This is a genomic window from Paraburkholderia sp. HP33-1, from assembly GCF_021390595.1.
GTDB lineage: Bacteria > Pseudomonadota > Gammaproteobacteria > Burkholderiales > Burkholderiaceae > Paraburkholderia.
Genome location: NZ_JAJEJR010000003.1, coordinates 168,973 through 187,376 on the forward strand (window position 1 = coordinate 168,973; position 18,404 = coordinate 187,376).

Annotated in this window: 17 protein-coding genes; 6 read left to right on the plus strand and 11 right to left on the minus strand. The window is 63.7% G+C overall.

The features are described 5' to 3' along the window. The first annotated feature begins 74 nt into the window (after positions 1-74). The 3 genes from L0U81_RS27840 (at position 75) to L0U81_RS27850 (ending at position 2,505) form a co-directional block, all read left to right on the plus strand. Positions 75-482, plus strand: a complete 408-nt coding sequence (locus tag L0U81_RS27840; protein WP_233808246.1) for a two-component system response regulator — start codon at positions 75-77, stop codon at positions 480-482. A 16-nt stretch (positions 483-498) separates the two neighbouring features. Then, on the plus strand, positions 499-1,281 hold the full coding sequence (locus L0U81_RS27845; protein ID WP_233808249.1) for a helix-turn-helix domain-containing protein: 783 nt from the start codon (positions 499-501) through the stop codon (positions 1,279-1,281). 123 nt (positions 1,282-1,404) lie between these two features. After that, a complete protein-coding gene (locus L0U81_RS27850; RefSeq protein WP_233808251.1) occupies positions 1,405-2,505 on the plus strand; it encodes a PAS domain-containing sensor histidine kinase in 1,101 nt (366 codons plus the stop codon). Positions 2,506-2,539: 34 nt separating this feature from the next. Here L0U81_RS27850 and L0U81_RS27855 read toward each other — a convergent pair whose 3' ends face one another. The 3 genes from L0U81_RS27855 to L0U81_RS27865 form a co-directional block, all read right to left on the minus strand. Continuing rightward, complete coding sequence (locus tag L0U81_RS27855) at positions 2,540-3,001, minus strand: universal stress protein (protein ID WP_233808253.1); 462 nt, start codon at positions 2,999-3,001, stop codon at positions 2,540-2,542. Positions 3,002-3,051: 50 nt separating this feature from the next. Beyond that, positions 3,052-4,053: a universal stress protein gene (locus tag L0U81_RS27860; protein ID WP_233808258.1), complete on the minus strand. Its 1,002-nt coding sequence runs from the start codon at positions 4,051-4,053 to the stop codon at positions 3,052-3,054. Between the two features lie 110 nt (positions 4,054-4,163). After that, positions 4,164-5,150 (minus strand): zinc-dependent alcohol dehydrogenase family protein, encoded by a 987-nt coding sequence (locus L0U81_RS27865; protein WP_233808261.1) that lies wholly within the window; start codon positions 5,148-5,150, stop codon positions 4,164-4,166. 142 nt (positions 5,151-5,292) lie between these two features. Between L0U81_RS27865 and L0U81_RS27870 the strand changes: the two genes are divergently transcribed. Beyond that, positions 5,293-5,697, plus strand: a complete 405-nt coding sequence (locus tag L0U81_RS27870; RefSeq protein WP_233808263.1) for a DUF3564 domain-containing protein — start codon at positions 5,293-5,295, stop codon at positions 5,695-5,697. A gap of 32 nt (positions 5,698-5,729) precedes the next feature. Here the strand turns inward: L0U81_RS27870 and L0U81_RS27875 are convergent, their stop codons facing one another. From L0U81_RS27875 to L0U81_RS27900, 6 genes are read right to left on the minus strand one after another with little or no spacing between them, the layout of a single operon-like run. After that, the gene (locus tag L0U81_RS27875) at positions 5,730-7,148 is read right to left on the minus strand and encodes an FAD-binding oxidoreductase (RefSeq protein ID WP_233808265.1); all 1,419 of its coding nucleotides are present in this window, start codon (positions 7,146-7,148) and stop codon (positions 5,730-5,732) included. Continuing rightward, complete coding sequence (locus tag L0U81_RS27880; protein WP_233808267.1) at positions 7,148-8,425, minus strand: alpha-hydroxy acid oxidase; 1,278 nt, start codon at positions 8,423-8,425, stop codon at positions 7,148-7,150. Before L0U81_RS27880 ends, L0U81_RS27875 begins: the two co-directional genes overlap by 1 nt. Before the next feature lie 60 nt (positions 8,426-8,485). Beyond that, entirely contained in the window at positions 8,486-10,033 is a 1,548-nt protein-coding gene (locus L0U81_RS27885; protein WP_233808269.1) for a UxaA family hydrolase, read from the minus strand. Between the two features lie 48 nt (positions 10,034-10,081). After that, positions 10,082-11,365 carry an MFS transporter gene (locus L0U81_RS27890; RefSeq protein WP_233808270.1) on the minus strand — a complete coding sequence of 428 codons (1,284 nt, stop codon included), beginning with the start codon at positions 11,363-11,365 and terminating at the stop codon, positions 10,082-10,084. Between the two features lie 26 nt (positions 11,366-11,391). Next, entirely contained in the window at positions 11,392-12,522 is a 1,131-nt protein-coding gene (locus tag L0U81_RS27895; protein ID WP_233810023.1) for a mannitol dehydrogenase family protein, read from the minus strand. Between the two features lie 38 nt (positions 12,523-12,560). Further along, entirely contained in the window at positions 12,561-13,583 is a 1,023-nt protein-coding gene (locus tag L0U81_RS27900) for a zinc-binding alcohol dehydrogenase family protein (protein ID WP_233808273.1), read from the minus strand. A 246-nt stretch (positions 13,584-13,829) separates the two neighbouring features. Here L0U81_RS27900 and L0U81_RS27905 point away from each other — a divergent pair, with 246 nt between their 5' ends. After that, positions 13,830-14,540 carry a FadR/GntR family transcriptional regulator gene (locus L0U81_RS27905; protein WP_233808274.1) on the plus strand — a complete coding sequence of 237 codons (711 nt, stop codon included), beginning with the start codon at positions 13,830-13,832 and terminating at the stop codon, positions 14,538-14,540. A gap of 787 nt (positions 14,541-15,327) precedes the next feature. On the opposite strand, the gene L0U81_RS27910 is transcribed toward L0U81_RS27905, so the two are convergent. Then, positions 15,328-16,227 carry a LysR family transcriptional regulator gene (locus L0U81_RS27910; protein ID WP_233808275.1) on the minus strand — a complete coding sequence of 300 codons (900 nt, stop codon included), beginning with the start codon at positions 16,225-16,227 and terminating at the stop codon, positions 15,328-15,330. A 158-nt stretch (positions 16,228-16,385) separates the two neighbouring features. Here L0U81_RS27910 and L0U81_RS27915 point away from each other — a divergent pair, with 158 nt between their 5' ends. Next, on the plus strand, positions 16,386-16,691 hold the full coding sequence (locus L0U81_RS27915) for a DUF1330 domain-containing protein (protein ID WP_233808276.1): 306 nt from the start codon (positions 16,386-16,388) through the stop codon (positions 16,689-16,691). Positions 16,692-17,204: 513 nt separating this feature from the next. Here L0U81_RS27915 and L0U81_RS27920 read toward each other — a convergent pair. Next, entirely contained in the window at positions 17,205-18,254 is a 1,050-nt protein-coding gene (locus L0U81_RS27920; protein ID WP_233808278.1) for an NAD(P)H-dependent flavin oxidoreductase, read from the minus strand. Between the last annotated feature and the right edge of the window lie 150 nt (positions 18,255-18,404).

Genomic DNA, 18,404 nt, shown 5'->3' on the forward strand with positions numbered 1-18,404 from the left:
ACTACCTGAACTCCTGGTACCACTTAAAGCACCGCCGATACATTGTTGAGATAAGTTGACCAATACTGGTCGACATGGACACCACCATGTCAGCCACCGTCTCCAGAGTTTTCCTCGTCGACGACGCGATTGACGTCCGGCGCCGGCTCGCGTGCCTGATCGCGCTGATTCCCGGCGTCGAAATCGCCGGCCAGTCCACGGGCGCAGAGCACGCGTTCGACGACATCGTCGCGAGCCGCGCCGACGTTGCGGTGCTGGACCCGTGCTTCTCGGGCAAAACGGACCTCGTGCTGCTCGGGGCGCTGTCACGGGTGCGGCCGTCCATCGTCAGTATCGTACTGACCAACCATTGCGCGACGGCGTTTCGCCGCGCGTGCGAAGCGGCAGGCGCCGACTTCTTCTTCGACAAGACCTCGGAGTTCATCCTCGCCTGCCATGCCATCGAAGCGATTGCGTACGTGCGTCGTGCGCAATCGACCTGACCGTCAGGAGCCGAACATGCAAGTTGCCGCAGCCTCAGAAGCTCGCCACGACGCGCCCCGCCCCTCGCGCGTCGTACCGATTCACGTCGTGCCGCGCGCCGCCGCCACACGGCACGATCTGCCGCGCTGCTCCACCTGCGCGATGCGCGCGATCTGCATGCCGCCCGATCTGACACGCGACCAACTCGCCCAGCTCGACGCGGTCATCTGCTCGACGCGCTCGATCAAACGTGGCGACGCACTGTATCGCGCGGCCGACACGTTTCAGAGCATTTACACGATACGCGCCGGGTCGTTCAAGACCGTGGTCATGCATCGCGACGGCCGCGAGCACGTGACCGGTTTTCAGATCGCCGGCGACACGCTCGGCCTCGACGGCATCTCCGCGGGCAAACAGAATTGCGATGCGATCGCGCTCGAGGACAGCGTCGTGTGCATCATTCCGTTCGCGCAGCTCGAGGCGGTCTGCCGCGAGATGAAGCCGATGCAGCATCACATCTATCAGATGATGAGCAGCGAGATCGTGCGCGAATCGAGCCAGATGTTGCTGCTCGGTACGATGACCGCCGAACAGCGCGTCGCGACGTTTCTGCTGAACCTGTCGAAACGCTTCAAGGCGCGCGGTTTTTCCGCCGCGGAGTTTCATCTGCGCATGACGCGCGAGGAAATCGGCTGCTTTCTCGGCATGAAGCTCGAAACGGTGAGCCGGATGTTCTCGAAGTTCCAGCGTGAGCACCTCGTGCGCGCGAATGGCAAAACGATCCGCATCGAGGACGCGGAAGGACTAGCCCGGGTTTGAGCGCCACGCGCGACGCTCGCCTCACGCTCGTTCACGCGACATACCGGATGGAATAAGCGCTCCCAAACTGATATAACTCGGTGAACCGCGGTGCGCGACCTTGCCGGACCGCTTGGAGGAGCGATGGGTGTGCCGAGTGGCGAATCTTCCTGCTTCGCTGGTGCGGCGTCCGCGTCGGACATAGCCGTCGAAGATCGTTATTTCATGTTGATCGAGGCGGTTCAGGACTACGCGATCTTCATGCTGGACGTGTCCGGCCGTGTCACGAGCTGGAATCCCGGCGCACAGCGCATCAAGGGCTACACGCCCGACGAAATCATCGGCCAGCATTTCTCGAAGTTCTATACCCCGGAAGACATTGCGGCCGGCAAGCCCGCTCGCGAACTGGAAACCGCCGCGGCCGTTGGCCGCGCCGAGGACGAAGGCTGGCGCGTTCGTCGCGACGGCTCGCGTTTCTGGGCCAACGTGGTCGTTTCCGCCGTGCACGATGCGTCGGGCGCCTTGCTCGGATTCGCCAAGGTCACGCGTGACCTGACCGAGCGCATGCGCCTCGCTGAACTCGAACGCGCGAACGAAGTATCCATGCACGTGCAGACTGCCCGTGAAAACGAGCAGAAACGCATTGCGCGCGAACTGCACGACGATCTTGGCCAACGGCTGACCGCGCTGAAAATGAGCGTCGCGTTGCTCGAAGCGAACCTGAACAGGCAAGCCGACACCGCGCCGCTCGCCGTGCAAACGCATGAACTGCAAACGCAGATCGACTGGATGGCCGCTTCGCTGCGGCGTATCGCCGCCGACCTGCGGCCCCCGCTGCTCGACGACCTCGGGCTCGCCGCCGCACTCGACTGGCTGGTCGAAGATTTCACGAAACGCTATCGCGTACGGGCGAGCGTTCACCTGGAACCGGCCGAACCGGCATGCGGCGAATTCGCGGCAACTGCCCTGTTTCGCATCGTTCAGGAGGCGTTGACGAACGTCGCGCGGCACGCGAACGCACGGCGCGTGCGCATCGACATGGCCTGCGCGGGCCCCATCGTTTCGCTCGATATCGACGACGATGGGGTGGGTGTCGCGCTGGATCAGCCGCCCGGAAAGAATTCGTTCGGTCTGGTTGGCATTCGCGAACGCGTGCGGCAATTGCGCGGCAACGTCTCGTTCACCAGTTCGCCGGGCAACGGCTTCAGGATCTCGATCCAGATACCGGCCGACGCGCTTCTGTAACGCTCACGCGCGTCGGCGCCTCGCCGCCGCGGCGCTACTCATCATGAGCGCCCGGCTCGCGCAACAGCAAGACCGGACAGCGCGAGAAGCGCAACACCCGCTCCGCCACACTACCGATCACGAGGCGCCGCACGCCGCGCCGTCCATGCGTGCCCAGCACGAGCAGGTCGGCGTGGATCTGCTCCGCATGGCGCAGCACGGTGCTGGCGACGTCGTCCGACAGGCTCTCCGATTCGACCATTTCGGCGCGGCATGGGACTTCGGCGTCGACGCAGGCCTGTTCGGCCTCTTCGAGCACCGACTGGCCGTCTTTGCGCATCGCCTCGACCAGCGCGAGCGGGTCGTAGTAGCCGGCATAGGAAAAGAGCGGCGTCTTGTCGACCACGTAGACCGGATGCACGACGCCCTTCGTCAACGCGGCGAGACTCACCGCTTCTTTGAGCGCGCGTTTCGAGAAGTCGCTGCCGTCGAGCGCGACGAGGATATGCTGGTACATGCCGATTCTCCACTGAGGTTGGATTTTTCGACGCGCCGGGCGCGCCGCTACTACTGATAAAAGAGCCCGCCTGCGCTGCCCGGGTGCGGCTCCGACAACCCGATCCGTGGTGTCGCGACCGCTCGCAACGACGACGCGCTGCGCGCGCACACGAGCACGGGACAAGCCGCATCGCGCAGCGTGCGCGACGTCACGTGCCCCGGCAACGGATGCGGCGCGCCGCGCATGCCGTGCGAACCCATCACGATCAGATCCGCGTGCCAGCGTTGCGCTTCGCCGAGAATCGCGCTCGACGCATCGCCGGACTCATCGTCCAACTCGAGCAACGCGGTTTCGGCCGCGCGCCCGCCTTGTTCGAGCATCGCCACGCCGCGCCGCAACACATCGATTCGATGCTGCGACACGACTTCGAACGGCAGCCATTCGCACCACGCGAAGCGGTCGTCGGCCGCGTAGACGACCTTGATCCGCGCGCCCGGCGGCGCGACATCGAGTGCGGTGCGCAGCGCGTCGAGCGCGGTGTCACTGCCATCGATCGCGACCAGCACGCGGCTCGCAGCCGGGGCATCGCTCGCGCCGCCGGACGCCGGGGGCAAGTACAGAACCGGACGACCGATCAACGCGACCAGTTCCTCGGGATCGATGCGGCTATCCCAGTGATGTTCGCGCGGATGCGCGGCCACCACGACCAGATCCGCGTTCCATTGCGCCGCCGTGTGAGCGAGCGCTTCGGCCGCGCCCTGATGCAACGCGGTCAGATCGACGATCTCGGCGTCGGTCGCCGCGACGACACCGTGCAACGCAATCACCGCATCGCGCAGTGCGACCTGCGCGCCGTGCAGCATCGCGCGATGCGCCTCGCACCAGTCGGGAAAGCTGAGCATCAACGTCGGATAAAGCGCGGCGGGATTGCAGACGATATTGACGAGACGAAAGCGCGCATCCGCGGCGGCGAACTGCTGGGCCACGCGCGTCCCCGACGGCAATCCGGTGCCGCCCGCGGATGCGATCATCACGCGGCGGAAGGTGTTGGGCTCAGTCGGAGTGGTCATCAGCTTTCCTCGGATCGTCGCACCGCGCGGCGGCCAGCGACGGCGGGCACTCAACGGTTCGCTTACATGATGAACGCCGACGCGAAGGGCGGCTTGATCTGTATCAAGCGTCAATGAACGGCGAGCACGGCCGCGCCGGTCAGGTTGCCGCTGCGCAGATCGTCGAGCGCACGGTTCGCGTCGCGCAACGCATAGGTGGTCGTCTCGATCGCGAGCCGGATCTCGGCGGCGCTGCGCATGAATGCAAGCCCATCCTCGCGGGTCAGATTCGCCACCGACACTACGCGCCGCTCGCCCCACAGAAACGCGTACGGGAACGCGGGTATGTCGCTCATATGGATGCCGCCGCACACCACCACACCGCCTTTCACGACCGCCTGCAACGCCCGCGGCACGAGTGCGCCGACCGGCGCGAACAGCAGCGCCGCGTCGAGTTCGGCGGGCGGCGTCTCGTCACTGCCGCCGGCCCACGCCGCGCCGAGGCGCAGCGCGAGTTGCTGGGCCGCGCGATCGCCCGGACGCGTGAACGCATAGACGGAGCGCTGCTGATGACGCGCGATCTGCGCGACCAGATGCGCGGCCGCGCCGAAACCGTAGATGCCGATCCGTTCGGCGTCGCCTGCCATGCTCAGCGTGCGATAGCCGATCAAACCCGCGCACAGCAGCGGCGCGGCCTCGATATCGCTGTAGTGCGACGGCAGATGGAAGCAGTAGCGGCTATCAGCGACCGTGCGCTCGGCGTAGCCGCCGTCGATCGTGTAGCCGGTGAAGCCAGCGTCGTCGCAAAGATTTTCGCGGGCGGACAGGCAGTAGCGGCAGTGGCCGCACGTGCGGCCGACCCACGGTACGCCGACGCGCTCGCCCACCGCGAAGCCGGTCACGCCCGCGCCCAATTCAGCCACCACGCCGACGATTTCATGGCCTGGAATGACCGGCCGCTTCGGATGCTCCAGCTCGCGGTCGACCAGATGCAGGTCCGTGCGGCACACGCCGCAAGCATGCACGTCGATCAGAATCTCGCCGGCACCGGGTCGCGGATCCGGCACTTCCCGCTCGGTCAGTGTCGCCGAGGTGCCGTCGAACACCATCGCTCGCATCGTGTTCTCCTTGAGACACGCCGTGGGCAGTTTGATCGAGGTCAACAAGTAGCGCTTCCCCGGCCTTACACTGATCTTATTCCTGATACGGGGCACGTGCCGTATAAGACCGGATCAGTCGTGTATGTTGCGGAGACTTGTCATGCGTTTGACCGTTCATCTCGACACGTTCGATCGTGTCAACCCGATGGCCTTCGCCATTCTCTGGCTCGACAAGGAGACGCGGCAATGGTCGCGCGAAGGTCACTTCGGGCTCGATCTGCCCGAATGGGGCGCGTTGCATGTGGATTGCGGCAATACGCTCGTCTGCGCTGCGCACAGCACCGTGCCGGTCTGCGTGCTCGAAGGGCTCGATCTGAACCAGGTTGAAGGGCCATTCGAAAGCGAGGTGGGCCGGGTGCAATGGTGCGCCGAACGCGGCTGCGACATGACGAGCGGTCACTGGCGTGTGCAATGCATCGACGTCGAACAGACCGAGCCGGAAAACGGCGTATTCGCAACCGGCGAAGACACCGACCAGGCCGATCAGGCCGGAGAACGCGCCTGAGTTCGATGCGCGATGCCTTGACCCCGCCCGCGCTACGCCGCGATCACCTTGCCCGGATTCAGGATATTGTGTGGATCGAGCGCGAGCTTGATCGCCTTCATCGCCGCAAGCTCGGCCGGCGAGCGTGACAAGCCGAGCACGCTCAGCTTCTCCTCGCCGATCCCATGCTCGGCCGACACCGAGCCGCCCATTTCCCCCGTGAGTTCATAGACGACCTGCTTGACGTCGGCGACCGCGTCGTTGGTCCAGCCCGGCTCCTGCACCACCACGTGCAGATTGCCGTCACCGAGATGGCCGTACACGAGGATCGTCGCGTGTGGCCAGCGCGCGCGCAGGCGCTCGTCGCAACGCTGCGCGGCGTCGCCCGCCTGCGCGACCGCAAAGCTGATGTCGAACGAGATGCGCCCCGGTATCAGACGCGGATATTCGGCTGGCGCATCGCGAATCGCCCAGAACGCCGCGGCGTCCGCGTCCGATTGGGCGATCGCGGCATCGGCGATGACGCCGGCGTCGAGCATGTCGGCGAGGAACTCCTCGAACGCCGCCGACTGCCGCTCCGGGTCCGCGCCGCAACTCTCGAGCAGTACGTAGTACGCGTGATCGCCCGCGAGCGGTACACGCAACTCGGGCAGGCGTTGCCGCACGAAGTCGCAATAGCTCGGCCACATCACCTCGAACGCGGACACGCCGGCCGGCAGGCGCTCCTGCGCACGGCCGAGCAGCGTGGTCACGGCCGCGTAGTCCGGCATCCCGCACCATGCCGTTGATATCGCGCGCGGTTTGGCGCGCAGACGCAGCACCGCTCGCGTGATCACCGCGAGCGTCCCTTCGCTGCCCGTCAGCAGATTGCGCAGGTCGTAGCCGGTATTGTTCTTGATCATCTTGCGCTGAGCACCGATCACGCTGCCGTCGGCGAGCACCGCTTCGACGTCGAGCACCTGGTCGCGCATCATGCCGTAGCGGATCACGCGATTGCCGCCCGCGTTGGTCGCGATGTTGCCGCCGATCGTGCAACTGCCGCGCGCGCCGAGGTCGAGCGCGAACATGAAGCCGGCGCGATCGGCCGCTTCCTGCACGACCTGCAGCGGTGTGCCGGCGAGCACGGTCATCGTCGCGCTGACCGGATCGATCTCGACGACGCCGTTCATCCGCTCGACGCTCAGCGCGACTTCGCCGCCTAGCACGCAGGCACCGCCCGCGTGCCCGGTCATGCCGCCTTGCGTGACGACCGGCTGACGGAATTGATGGCAGATCCTGAGCGCGGTGGCGACCTGTTCCGTCGTGCGCGGACGGATCAGCGCGACCGGATCGGTCGATGGCGTGCCGCTCCAGTCCGTGAACTGCCGCCCGCCGAACTCGTCCGGCAGGCTCACGATGTCCGCGCCAAGCGCCGTGCGCAGCGCGGCGACGGCTTCGTTACCGCGGCTCGCCGCAGTCTGTTCGTGCTGCATCAGATATCTCCAGTTCGGCAGGCGGGCAGAACCGCGGCCTGCGCCTGCCCCATTTGCATTTGTGTTGGCGATTCCGTTCGCGCCCGCGACAGCGGCGCCTCATGCCGCAGCCAGCGCAGATAACTGCGATCGAGCCCGGCAATATCGCTGCAGCCCAACAGCCCGAGCGCCCGGTCGATCTCGGTCTTCAGAATCTCGATGGCACGCTCGGCACCCGGCTGGCCGCCCGCGCTCAGACCGTAGGTGGTCGCGCGTCCGAGCAGCACCGCGTCGGCGCCCAGAGCGACCGCCTTCAGGATGTCGGAGCCACGACGAAAGCCACCGTCGAGCATCACGCAGAGTCTGCCGCCGACCTGCTCGACGACCTCGGGCAGCACGTCCATCGCCGATACCGCGCTGTCGAGTTGCCGCCCGCCGTGATTCGACAACACGATGCCATCGACACCGGCCTCCACGGCCCTCAGTGCATCCGGCGCACCGAGCACGCCTTTGACGATCAGCCGGTTCGGCCACAGATCGCGCAGCCATCGGATATCGTCCCACGATAGCGACGGGTCCAGTTGCTGTCCCAGCGTGATCGTCGCGCCCTTCACGCTGTCCTGCCCCGGCGGCAGCAGGTCGCCGAGATTCGCGAAGCGCGGCATGCCGTTCGGCCACAGCACGTTGGCCATCCAGCGCGGATGGCGCAGCACGTCGAACTTGTTGCGCCAGTCGAGTTTCAACGGCTGGATGTAGTTGCGCAGATCCCATTCGCGCTTGCCGAACACCGCGCTATCCGTCGTGACGACCAGCGCCTCGATGCCCGCAGCCTTCGCGCGCTGCGCCAGTTTCGCGAGAAATTCGCGCGTACGGTACATGTAGACCTGCATCCACACGCGACCGCCGGCGCGCCGCACGACCTCCTCCAGCGCGACCGTCGACACATTGCTCAGCACGAACGGAATGCCGGCCGCCGCCGCGGCACTGGCCAGCTTGACGTCGCCTTCGCGAAACATCAGTCCGCTATAGCCGGTTGGCCCGATCATGAACGGCGCCGCGCTGCGCTCGCCGAACAGCGTCACGCTCTGGTTGCGCCGCTCGACGTTCACCAGCGTGCGCGGCAAAAAAGCGATTTCGCCGAACACATCGCGATTGCGGCGCAGCGTCGCTTCATCTTCGGCGCCGCCCTCGACATACTCGAAACAGAAATTCGGCAGGCGCTTGCGCGCCATCGCGCGCAGATCGTCGATGCCGTGCGCGCGCTTCAAGTCGCGGCCTGAATATAGGCGGCGTTCCAATTGCAGCCTCCAGTGCGTGATCTATGTAGTTATTCAGTCGTGTCGCTGCCATGCACCGGCTCAGGTCACCACGCCGACCTGCCACGGCACGAATTCGCTCTGCCCATAGCCGTGCAGTTCGCTCTTCGTGCGCGTGCCGGACGCACAGTCGAGCATCATGCGGAAGATCGCTTCGCCGAGTTCATCGATGCTCGCGCTGCCATCGATCACGCCACCGCAATTGATATCGATGTCGTCCTCCTGACGCTGCCACAACGCGGTGTTGGTCGCCAGCTTCAGCGACGGCGACGGCGCGCAGCCATAAGCGGAGCCGCGCCCGGTCGTGAAGCAGATCAGGTTCGCGCCCGAGGCGACTTGCCCCGTCGCCGACACCGGGTCGTAGCCCGGCGAATCCATGAAGACGAAGCCCTTCGCCGCGATCGGCTGCGCGTATTCGTAGACGTCGACCAGATTCGTCGTGCCGCCCTTCGCGACCGCGCCGAGCGATTTTTCGAGGATCGTCGTCAGGCCGCCCACCTTGTTGCCCGCCGATGGGTTGTTGTCCATCGCGCCGCCATTGCGCGCGCAATAGTCCTGCCACCACGCGATGCGCGCGAGCAGTTTCTCGCCGACCGCCGCGCTCGTCGCGCGGCGCGTCAGCAGATGCTCGGCGCCATAGATCTCGGGCGTTTCCGACAGGATCGCCGTGCCGCCATGCCGCACGAGCCGATCGACCGCGGCGCCGAGCGCGGGATTGGCGGAGATGCCCGAGTAGCCGTCCGACCCGCCGCACTGCAGACCGACGCATAGATGTGAGGCCGGCACCGGCGCACGCTGCACGCGGTTCGCGTCGGCGAGCATCTCGCGCACCATCGCAATGCCGCGCTCGATCGTCTTGCGCGTGCCGCCGCTGTCCTGGATCGTGAAGCTGCGCAGTTTCTTCGTGCTGGCGTCGAGGCCGCCCGCCGCGAGCACGCCGTCGATCTGGTTCGTCTCGCAGCCGAGCCCGACGAACAGCACCGACGCGAAGTTCGGATGCACCGCGTAACCGGCGAGCGTGCGGCGCAGGATCGCAATCCCCTCGCCCTGCATGTCGATGCCGCAGCCGAGTCCGTGCGTCAATGCGATCACGCCGTCGACGTTAGGGTAGTCGGCGAGCGCGTTGGGATGCACGTCGCGGCGGAAATGATCGGCGATCGCGCGCGCGACCGTGGCCGAGCAGTTCACGCTCGTCAGGATGCCGATGTAATTACGCGTCGCGATCCGTCCATCGTCGCGACGAATGCCCATGAAATGCGCCGGGTCGTCGACATAGACCGTCGGCCGCGCATCGACACCGAACGCGTGCTCCCGGGCGAACTCGGACATGCCGAGATTGTGCGTGTGAACATGCTGGCCGCGCGCGATCGCCTCACGCGCGACGCCGATGATCTGGTTGTAGCGCTTGACCGGCTCGCCTTTCGCGATGTCGCGCGTCGCGACCTTGTGCCCCGGTGGAATCAGCCCGGCGACGACCAGTTGTTCCGCGTCGATGCGCGTGCCCGGCAACAACTGCCGGGTCGCGATGATGACGTCGTCGCCGGGATGCAGGCGGATGATCGCGGACGCGACGCTAGCTTGAGTCGACATGAAGAGCCTCGAAAGCAGGGTTATTCAAAAGCGTTGAAACAGAATACGTCACACCGTGGAGCGGGCGCCCTCCGGCAAATCGCGACTGTCCGACTCCAGCGACAGCGGCTCGATGCGCCCCACGATGACAAGATAGCTGAACGCACCAAGAAAGCAGAAACCGCCCGCCACAACGAGCGGAATCGTGAACGAGCCCTTGGTCATGGCGACCATCACGCCGGTGAACGTGGTAATCACGATCCCCGCCAGATTCGACGCGAAGTTCTGGATGCCGCCGATCGATGCGACATGGCGCGGCGTCGGCGCGACGTCGCAGGGCAACGACCAGATGCTCGCCGCGGCGAACGCGAGGCTGCCATAGGCGATGCCGAAGAACGCGAGCATCAGATAGGTGTTCTCCGTGAACGCCGACAGCGTGATCACCGACGACAACAGCATGCCACCGACCATACAGGTCTTGCGCGCGGCCGTCAGGCTCCAGCCGCGCCGGAACAGCGCGTCGGACACATAGCCGCCGAGCCAGCCGCCTGGAATCGCGATCAGCGCCGGAATCATGCCGAGCGTGCCGAGCGATTTCAGCGAGAAGCCGCGCGTCTGCACGAGATAGCTCGGAAACCACGTGATGAAGAAGTAGATCACGAAGTTCAGACAGAAGAAGCCGAGCATCATCCCCCACAGTGTGCGGTGACGAAACAGCGACGCCCACGTCACGTTCTTGCCTCCTCTTGCATGAGCCGCTGGCGCAGCGTCGCGTGTGGTTTCCATCGCGTCATGCGTGGGATTGCGATAAATCACGAACCAGCCGACGATCCACACCGCGCCGAGCAAGCCGGTGAGGATAAAAGCCGCCTTCCAGCCGAGCGTGCCGATGATCAGCGCGACCACGGGAATCGACAGCGCGGAGCCGACCCGCGAGCCGCTATCGAAGATACTCGTTGCGAGTGCACGCTCCCTGGACTGGAACCATTGACTGACGAGCTTCGTACAGGACGGATACGCGCCCGCCTCGCCGACGCCGAGCAACAGCCGGCAGCCGAACATCCCCGCGACGCTGGTCGTGACCGCGGTGGCCGCGGTAAACACCGACCACCATCCGACCGCGAGCGGCAGCGCGATGCGCGCGCCGACACGATCGACGAACCAGCCGAACGGCATCTGCATCAACGCGTAGGTCCAGAAGAAGCCGCTCAGGATGAAGCCCATCTCGGCGGGGCCGATGCCGAGCGCCTTTTCGATTTGCGGAGCGGCGACCGCGAGATTCGCACGATCGATGTAATTCACGGCGATCGCGAGAAAGCACAGAAAAATCACTACCCAACGCATCTTCTTCATGAAACTGTCTCCTCCTTGGCTGGCATCTATTTGATGAACCACGCGGCAAGCGCCGCGTTCAGACGCGGTTGCTCGACCTGCACGCCAAGCTCGCGCGCGAGCTCGATCAGCGGCTTGAAACGCCGCTGCTTTTTTTGCTCGTGATTGCGCGCGATATCGGCGAGGCGATGATCGAGGAACGGGTTTTCGAAACGTTCGCGCACGTCGTCGAGATAGACGCGCGCGGCACTGCCCTGACCGAGCGCATCGAAGACCGGCAGCACCTCGTCGCGCCATAGCGATTCGAGATCGGCACGCAACAGCGGATCGCGCATTGCGTGCAGCACGTTCTCGTCCGGATCGCGTGCGTCGGCCTGCCAGCGCTCGGCAAGCCACGTATGACCGAGATTGAGCAGCAGCAGCTTCAGGCGCTCGTAGTGCAACAGGTCGTCGGTGACGATCATCGCTTCGTGTTCGCACGGCAGCACCATGCCGGCACGCCGCTCGATCGCCCACAACGCGTAGGGTTCGGCAACCGCGCCGACCGGCCGGATCGGCTCGGACACGATGCGGTCCACCAGCGAATTGACCCAGATGCACGTGTGCTCGATATAGCGCACGAATTCGGACCCCGCGCCCCAGCCACGCGCGATATCGGCGACGAGGCCACGCAGCGTGTCGCCGTTGCCCGATACGAGTTCGCACGGCAGCAGCGTCAGCGGCGGGGCGCCGGCTTTGAAGCGCGCATGCAGCAGCACCACGAGCTTCGCCGCGAAGCCACGCGGCACGCTTGCCGCGTTGCGCAGTAGCTCGGCGGTGTCGTCGGCGAAACACTCGTAGCCTCGGTCGCCGGTGTTCGAGATCACGACTCGCGCATCGCGCGCGAAGCGCTCGACCACCGTCGGCCAATCGGTATTCGCGTTCAATGCCTCGGTGATCGCGTGACATCCCGTGGTCGTATCGATCACCGTTTCGCGGCGCACGCCGCGGATGCGCACGTCGTACTGCCCGTGCGCGCGCAATGCATCGATGCGCGCGAGGCTCTCGGGATTGGCCGTCGTCTGCACGACGGTGACGTGGCCTAGCGCGCGGCCCGCATCGAGTGCCTCCGAGACGAACAGATCGGCGTGCGCCTGCAGAAAGCGGCTCGTGCCAAATTGAAGAATCGGGTTGCCTATCGTCCGCATCGTCCGCATCGTCCGTTGCCCCCGCTCGCTCAGCAGGCGACCAGCGCCTTGATGACGCCGGCATCCGGTTTCAGCAGCCTGGGAAACTCGCTCGGCAGATTGCCGAGTTCGACCAGATGCGTATTGAGCGCCGCCGTCGGAATCTTGCCCGCGCGCATCGCGGCGAGCACCGTTTCGAAGTCGGCGACGGTCGCATTGCGGCTCGCGAGCAAGGTCGTTTCGCGCTTGTGAAACTCGGGATCGGCAAACGAAATGCGCTCGGTGACGATCGACACCAGCACGTACTTGCCGCCATGCGCGACGAACTGCAGCCCGCGCTCCATCGCCTTCACGTTGCCGGTGGCGTCGAACACCACGTCGAAGAATTCGTTATCGGTCAACGCGGCGAGTTCGGCGGCATCGGTCGCGGCGTTGGTGGTGTCGAGCAGCACCGTGTGATCCGCCTGCAACGCGCCGGCGCACACCGACAAGCGATCCGCGCGGCCATCGAGCACGCTTACCTCGGTGCCGCGCAGCTTCGCGAAGATCGTCGCGGCCATGCCGATAGGACCGGCCCCGACGACCAGCACGCGCTGCGCAGCCTGCACGTCGGCGCGTGCGACCGCGTGTGCGCCGATCGCGAGAAACTCGAGCATCGCGGCTTCGTCGAGCGTCACGCCGTCGGCCTTGAAGACGAACGCCTGCGGCACCGCGAGGTACTCGGTCATGCCGCCGTCGGTATGGACGCCTAGCACGCGGATGTTCACGCAGCAATTGCCCTTGCCCGCGCGGCAGGCCACGCAGCGCCCGCACGACAGATACGGCATCACGTACACCTGATCTCCGCTCTTGACGCGCGCGCCGGCCGGCGCCGCTTCGACGATGCCGGCAAGCTCGTGCCCCATCACACGCGGATACGACAGATACGGCTGATTGCCGGTGAAGATATGGAAGTCGGTACCACAGATGCCGACTCGCCGGATGCGGATCAGCACGTCGTCGGGGCCGGGGTTGGGCATCGCACGTTCGGCGAGCGCGAGCTGGCCGGGTTGTTCGCAAATGACTGTCTTCATCGTCGTGGAGGAATTGATCGGGTATCGGGATGCGAAGCGAACCGGAAGGCGACTCGTCGAGCGCCAATCCGGCCTTACCAATTTGCAAAAATAACGGCACATGCGATACTGGTCAAGCCAATTTACGAGAAATTGGGGAAACCCGCAGGCTGCCCGAGGGCCACGGTTTGCGCACCGGGCGCTTCGATCTACAATCGGCGCTCGCCTTATCGGGCTTGCACAAGCTCTATCGCCGGAATACGTTTCGTGACCGCCAAACCTGCCGACACTCGCCGTCTCTATCTTCAGATCGCGGAAAAACTGCGCGATCTGATCGCTCAGCCGGACTTCGCGCCGAACGGCCGCCTGCCGCCCGAGCGCGCGCTGGCGGAGACACTCGGCGTGTCGCGGCCGTCGGTGCGCGAAGCACTGGTCGCGCTCGAACTGGAAGGGCTCGTCGAGATTCGCATGGGCTCGGGCGTCTATCTGTGCGCGGCGCCGTCCGTGCAGAGCGGTGCGTCGCTGTCGCAGGCAGAACTCGGCGACAGCCTGCTCGACATCCTCGGCGCGCGCTGCCTGATCGAAGGCTCGATCGTCGCGAGCGTCGCGCCGTTCTGCAAACCGAAAGACCTGAAGATGCTGCGCGCCATCTACAACGAGATGCAGCGCGAAGTGAAGGCCGGCAGAATTCCGGTCGCGTCCGATCGTGCGTTCCATCTCGCGATCGCGCAGATGTCCGGCAACGAAGTGCTCGTGCGCACCGTCAGCTCGCTATTCGATGCGCGGCATAGTCCGCTGTCGGAAAAGCTGCGCGGCCACTTCGAAAACGAAACGACGTGGGGTGCTGTGCCCGATGAACATCTCGTGATTCTCGAAGCGCTGGAAGCGCATGACGCGATTCAGGCGCAGGCGGCGATGCAGCGTCATTTGAAGCTGTCGTTGGAGCGGGTGATTGCGGGGGGGCAGCGGGCGACTTAGAACCGCTTGCACAAGCTGGACATCAAGCCGTGGACGCCACATCTTGGCGACATGGCGAAACGAAAAATCAGCAACGAATTGTGGGGGGCGCTTAACCATTGGTTCCGGTATTCGAACCATCCCCCAAAGGCGGTCGACGGCGTACGGTTCACGACCGCCCTGCGCTGAACGGTATCGCCACTACAGACGGTCACACTTTTCCGAAGCAGTCGCTCAAGCACCGTCAACCGCGTGTTGTTTCAGTTGTGAGCGATCAATCATTGACGCCGTCTCGAACCGCGAGGCATGTCAAGGTGGACTTAATGTCAGTCGGCGTTCCGTTGCGGCACTGTCCCGTAGGAAGTGTTTGTCGGCAAGCCGTACTGGCAAGGTATTTCGTTGGCAGATACCCACCGGGCAGATGTTGGCAGAGCTTCAGCGCCCGAGTCGTTTTGCGTGCCTGCCTGTGCAAGCGCGGAGATCGCACATAGAGAAAACAGTAATGTTGCAAATCGCTTCATGCTTTGATCTTTCGCCGTATGAACGGGCGCGATAGTGGCAGAGGCCTACCGATTGTCAATCATCTACGCGACTGCATCGAACGCCTCAATGAGGCGGGTCACTGCCCGATAGCTTCCGGTTCAGGTCGACCCGAAGCTGCCGTTCATCGATCTGCTCCGAACGTCAAAAATCTTGCCGAGAATCGGTCTTTCACTCGTGCGGCCCGCGCAGCGCTTCATGGCCGAAACGCTCACAGATCGCGGTCAGAACTTCGCATCGCTGCTTTGCTACTGGAGCTTTTGCTATTTCACGGAAGCCCACCATCAAGCAACACATGCGCTTCGATGCGAGCGGCAACTTCCGCTATGCGCCGTAAATGCCTCGACTCAGGATGTGTCAGCAACCACAGGTCAATCTTGCAGTCCTCTAGCGGAAGCTTGAGGGGGACCAGGTTTTTGTTTCCCCGGGCATGAAAGAGCGCAAGGACTCCGACTCCTAGCCCTTGCTCGATCATGTGTGCCACCATCTGCATCGTATTGGCCTGTAGCGCGGGCCTCACATCTGGAAAGAACCGTTTCCGCCAATTGACCCCGGGATGCTCAGGCATGGTGTAGTCCACGGTTATCCAAGGGAGGTCGGCCAGCCCCTGCGCGGAAATTGGTGAATCACGCTCGAAGTTGCGCGCCAAAGCTCGCCCACCAAAGACGCCAAACCGGATTGAGCCGAGCTGCTTGCCAATTACGTGTTGCGGTGGACGGTTAGTCGAGCGTAACGCGATATCGACTTCGCGGTGAGTAAGGCTGAAGGGCTCATTTGACGCCAATAGCTCAATGTTGAGCCGGGGATGCTCCGCCCGAATCGCCACCAATGCGGGAACGACAAACGCTTGCAGCACTGCGTCTACCGCACTGACACGAACTGTGCCGGTCAACTGATGATCGGGCGAGGCGAAATCACTCTGCGCCTGCGCCAACGCGGTCTCGATGATTTCCGCATGAAGGGAAAGCTGGGTAGCTAATTCGGTCGGACGATATCCGGCACGCGTTCGCTCAAAAAGTCGTTCTCCCGCGCCGCGTTCCAGACGCTGCACAGCACGAAAAACCGTTGAGGCATTCATACCCAGAAGTGCACCAGCGTCGGCCAAGGTCCGAGCGCGCACCAGCGCAAGCAGGATAGATAAATCGGTTGGGCTAATTTCGTATTGCACAGTCGCAATGAGTGTTTTCAGTGTTGCGCATTTACGTTGCACCGCCGAAATTATACAGTGCGATCCACCAGCTTCGTAAGCTACAGCGCGCGCGGCAGTGCACGCGGGTTAGAGACCGTCGGAATATTGGCGCATGACTAAAGAATCGGGGAAACGATATGAACAAGGGTTACTGGATCGTGCGGGTTGACGTTACAGATCAGGAGAAATTCAATGCTTACGCGGGCGCTAATGTCGCGGCATTGGAGAAGTATGGGGCGCGTTTTCTGGTTCGTGCCGGTACTTTCGAGAATCCCGAAGGGACCAGCCGGTCACGCAACACAGTGGTGGAGTTCCCGTCATACCAGGCTGCTCTGGATTGTTGGCGCTCGGATGAGTATCAAGCTGCCCTTTTGCATAGATTGCAGGCTGCGATACTAGACCTCGTAATTATCGAGGGATACGGCGGACCGCAAGTCGCTTGATAGAAAGCTCGATGCCCCTCTATCGCCAGCCGCAGAGCCGTACAACTGTTAGACGGTCGCGTGAGGCGGATATTTGTTGGGCGCGCGACGGTGCTTGCCGGTGCGTTCTTTTCGTCGCCTTCTCAAACGCAGATTCATTGCGGTATCACGACGATTGCTACTGGTTCATATTCTTTCGTGAACGGGCAGTTGTGACGTTGGCTTGTACGGCTCCAACGGGCCGACTTTTGCCCACCGTAATCCCTCGACTTCTTCAATAGCAGACATTCACTCCTACGTCTTAAGGTGATCCGCATCAACGAGTGCCAAGCTGCCGGGTGTCTACTAAGGTCAGGCAGTCTCCACGGATTGCAATCTCGTCGAAGCCGCAGAGAAGCCTATCGGAGTGGTCCAGATCACACCTACGGTTAAGCAGACGTGTCGTCTTTGAACCTGCGTGGCACCGGATGAAAGCGCTGTGAACGATGTCTGCACCCGTATGGCCGGTTCCTGTCGCCTCTAGCTCATGCTCTGCTACAACTGAAGACCAGATGCGCATTTCAGCGCTTCCTCCCAGAATCGACGTGTTAAAAGCCCCGCATCGTCCTCGCGCGCCAGTGCTGCCGCTTCACCGGCCCAGAGAAGCGAAAAATCGCTGTATCCACTTTGTTCGAACGCGGCGCGAAGCGGATCCACGGCGCCAGTTGCCAGCGGAAATGAGGGGGCAACGGCGTTCATCGGCCCTTGTTCGAGCATGAAGCGGGTCATCAATCCGCGTGCCGGCCGACCCGTGTAAAGATTAGTCAGCCTTGTCATGTCGTCACGCGCGGCACGCAAGGCTGCGCGGTGAATGCCGGACCTGCCTGCCTGAGGTGTTAGCAAGTAGGCCGTTCCTATCTGCACAGCACTCGCGCCGAGCGCAAAGGCCGCTGCAATCCCCCTTCCGTCAGCAATCCCGCCCGACGCAATGACGGGCACACTCACCGCGTCGACGATCTGCGGCAAAAGCGCGAACAAACCGGGCTGCGCATTGATATCGCTGGTAAGGAACATGCCGCGATGGCCGCCAGCCTCTGCGCCCTGCGCGATGATAGCGTCGACACCGCGATCCGCAAGCCAGCGCGCCTCTTCGACCGTCGTCGCGGAAGACAGAATCATCGCACCGGTATTCCTTACCCGAGCAAGCAGGTCCTCGTCGGGCAGCCCAAAATGGAAGCTGATAACAGGTGGCCTAGTCTCTTCTATCACATCGCACATGACCTCGTCGAAAGGCGCCCTACCCGGTCCTCTCCGGACAGCGGACAAATCAAGGCCGATTTCCCTGTAATAGGGGGCGAGTAATTCGTGCCATTTCGCTTCGGCTCCCTCATCCAGGCTCGGCGGAGTGTGACAGAAGAAATTGACGTTGAACGGAGCTGACGTTCCCGCGCGAATTGAGGCGATCTGTTCGCGTAGTTGTGCCGGGCTGAGCGCGGCACAAGCAAGCGAACCCAGACCACCTGCCTCGCTGACGGCGATTGTCAGAGGGCTCAGAGAACCGACCATCGGCGCTTGAACAAGAGGAAGGCGGGAAGGAAGCGTCATTATCTCGTTTGCAAGAAGGCTAATATGTTCCGAGGCCGACTTCGCAGGTATTGGAGGTGAGATACCCTGCTGTTTGTGCATCCTGCCTTGGCCGGTGGCGAGAGGCGATCTTATCTGCATTGTTCGCGGGTTGCACGCGCTCATTCCTGG

What these genes read in the sequence shown, in the direction of transcription:
- L0U81_RS27840 (WP_233808246.1), top strand. Translation starts at nt 75, where the DNA reads ATGGACACCACCATGTCAGCCACCGTCTCCAGAGTTTTCCTCGTCGAC.
- L0U81_RS27845 (WP_233808249.1), top strand. Translation starts at nt 499, where the DNA reads ATGCAAGTTGCCGCAGCCTCAGAAGCTCGCCACGACGCGCCCCGCCCC.
- L0U81_RS27850 (WP_233808251.1), top strand. Translation starts at nt 1,405, where the DNA reads ATGGGTGTGCCGAGTGGCGAATCTTCCTGCTTCGCTGGTGCGGCGTCC.
- L0U81_RS27855 (WP_233808253.1), bottom strand. Translation starts at nt 3,001, where the DNA reads ATGTACCAGCATATCCTCGTCGCGCTCGACGGCAGCGACTTCTCGAAA.
- L0U81_RS27860 (WP_233808258.1), bottom strand. Translation starts at nt 4,053, where the DNA reads ATGACCACTCCGACTGAGCCCAACACCTTCCGCCGCGTGATGATCGCA.
- L0U81_RS27865 (WP_233808261.1), bottom strand. Translation starts at nt 5,150, where the DNA reads ATGCGAGCGATGGTGTTCGACGGCACCTCGGCGACACTGACCGAGCGG.
- L0U81_RS27870 (WP_233808263.1), top strand. Translation starts at nt 5,293, where the DNA reads ATGCGTTTGACCGTTCATCTCGACACGTTCGATCGTGTCAACCCGATG.
- L0U81_RS27875 (WP_233808265.1), bottom strand. Translation starts at nt 7,148, where the DNA reads ATGCAGCACGAACAGACTGCGGCGAGCCGCGGTAACGAAGCCGTCGCC.
- L0U81_RS27885 (WP_233808269.1), bottom strand. Translation starts at nt 10,033, where the DNA reads ATGTCGACTCAAGCTAGCGTCGCGTCCGCGATCATCCGCCTGCATCCC.
- L0U81_RS27890 (WP_233808270.1), bottom strand. Translation starts at nt 11,365, where the DNA reads ATGAAGAAGATGCGTTGGGTAGTGATTTTTCTGTGCTTTCTCGCGATC.
- L0U81_RS27900 (WP_233808273.1), bottom strand. Translation starts at nt 13,583, where the DNA reads ATGAAGACAGTCATTTGCGAACAACCCGGCCAGCTCGCGCTCGCCGAA.
- L0U81_RS27915 (WP_233808276.1), top strand. Translation starts at nt 16,386, where the DNA reads ATGAACAAGGGTTACTGGATCGTGCGGGTTGACGTTACAGATCAGGAG.
- L0U81_RS27920 (WP_233808278.1), bottom strand. Translation starts at nt 18,254, where the DNA reads ATGACGCTTCCTTCCCGCCTTCCTCTTGTTCAAGCGCCGATGGTCGGT.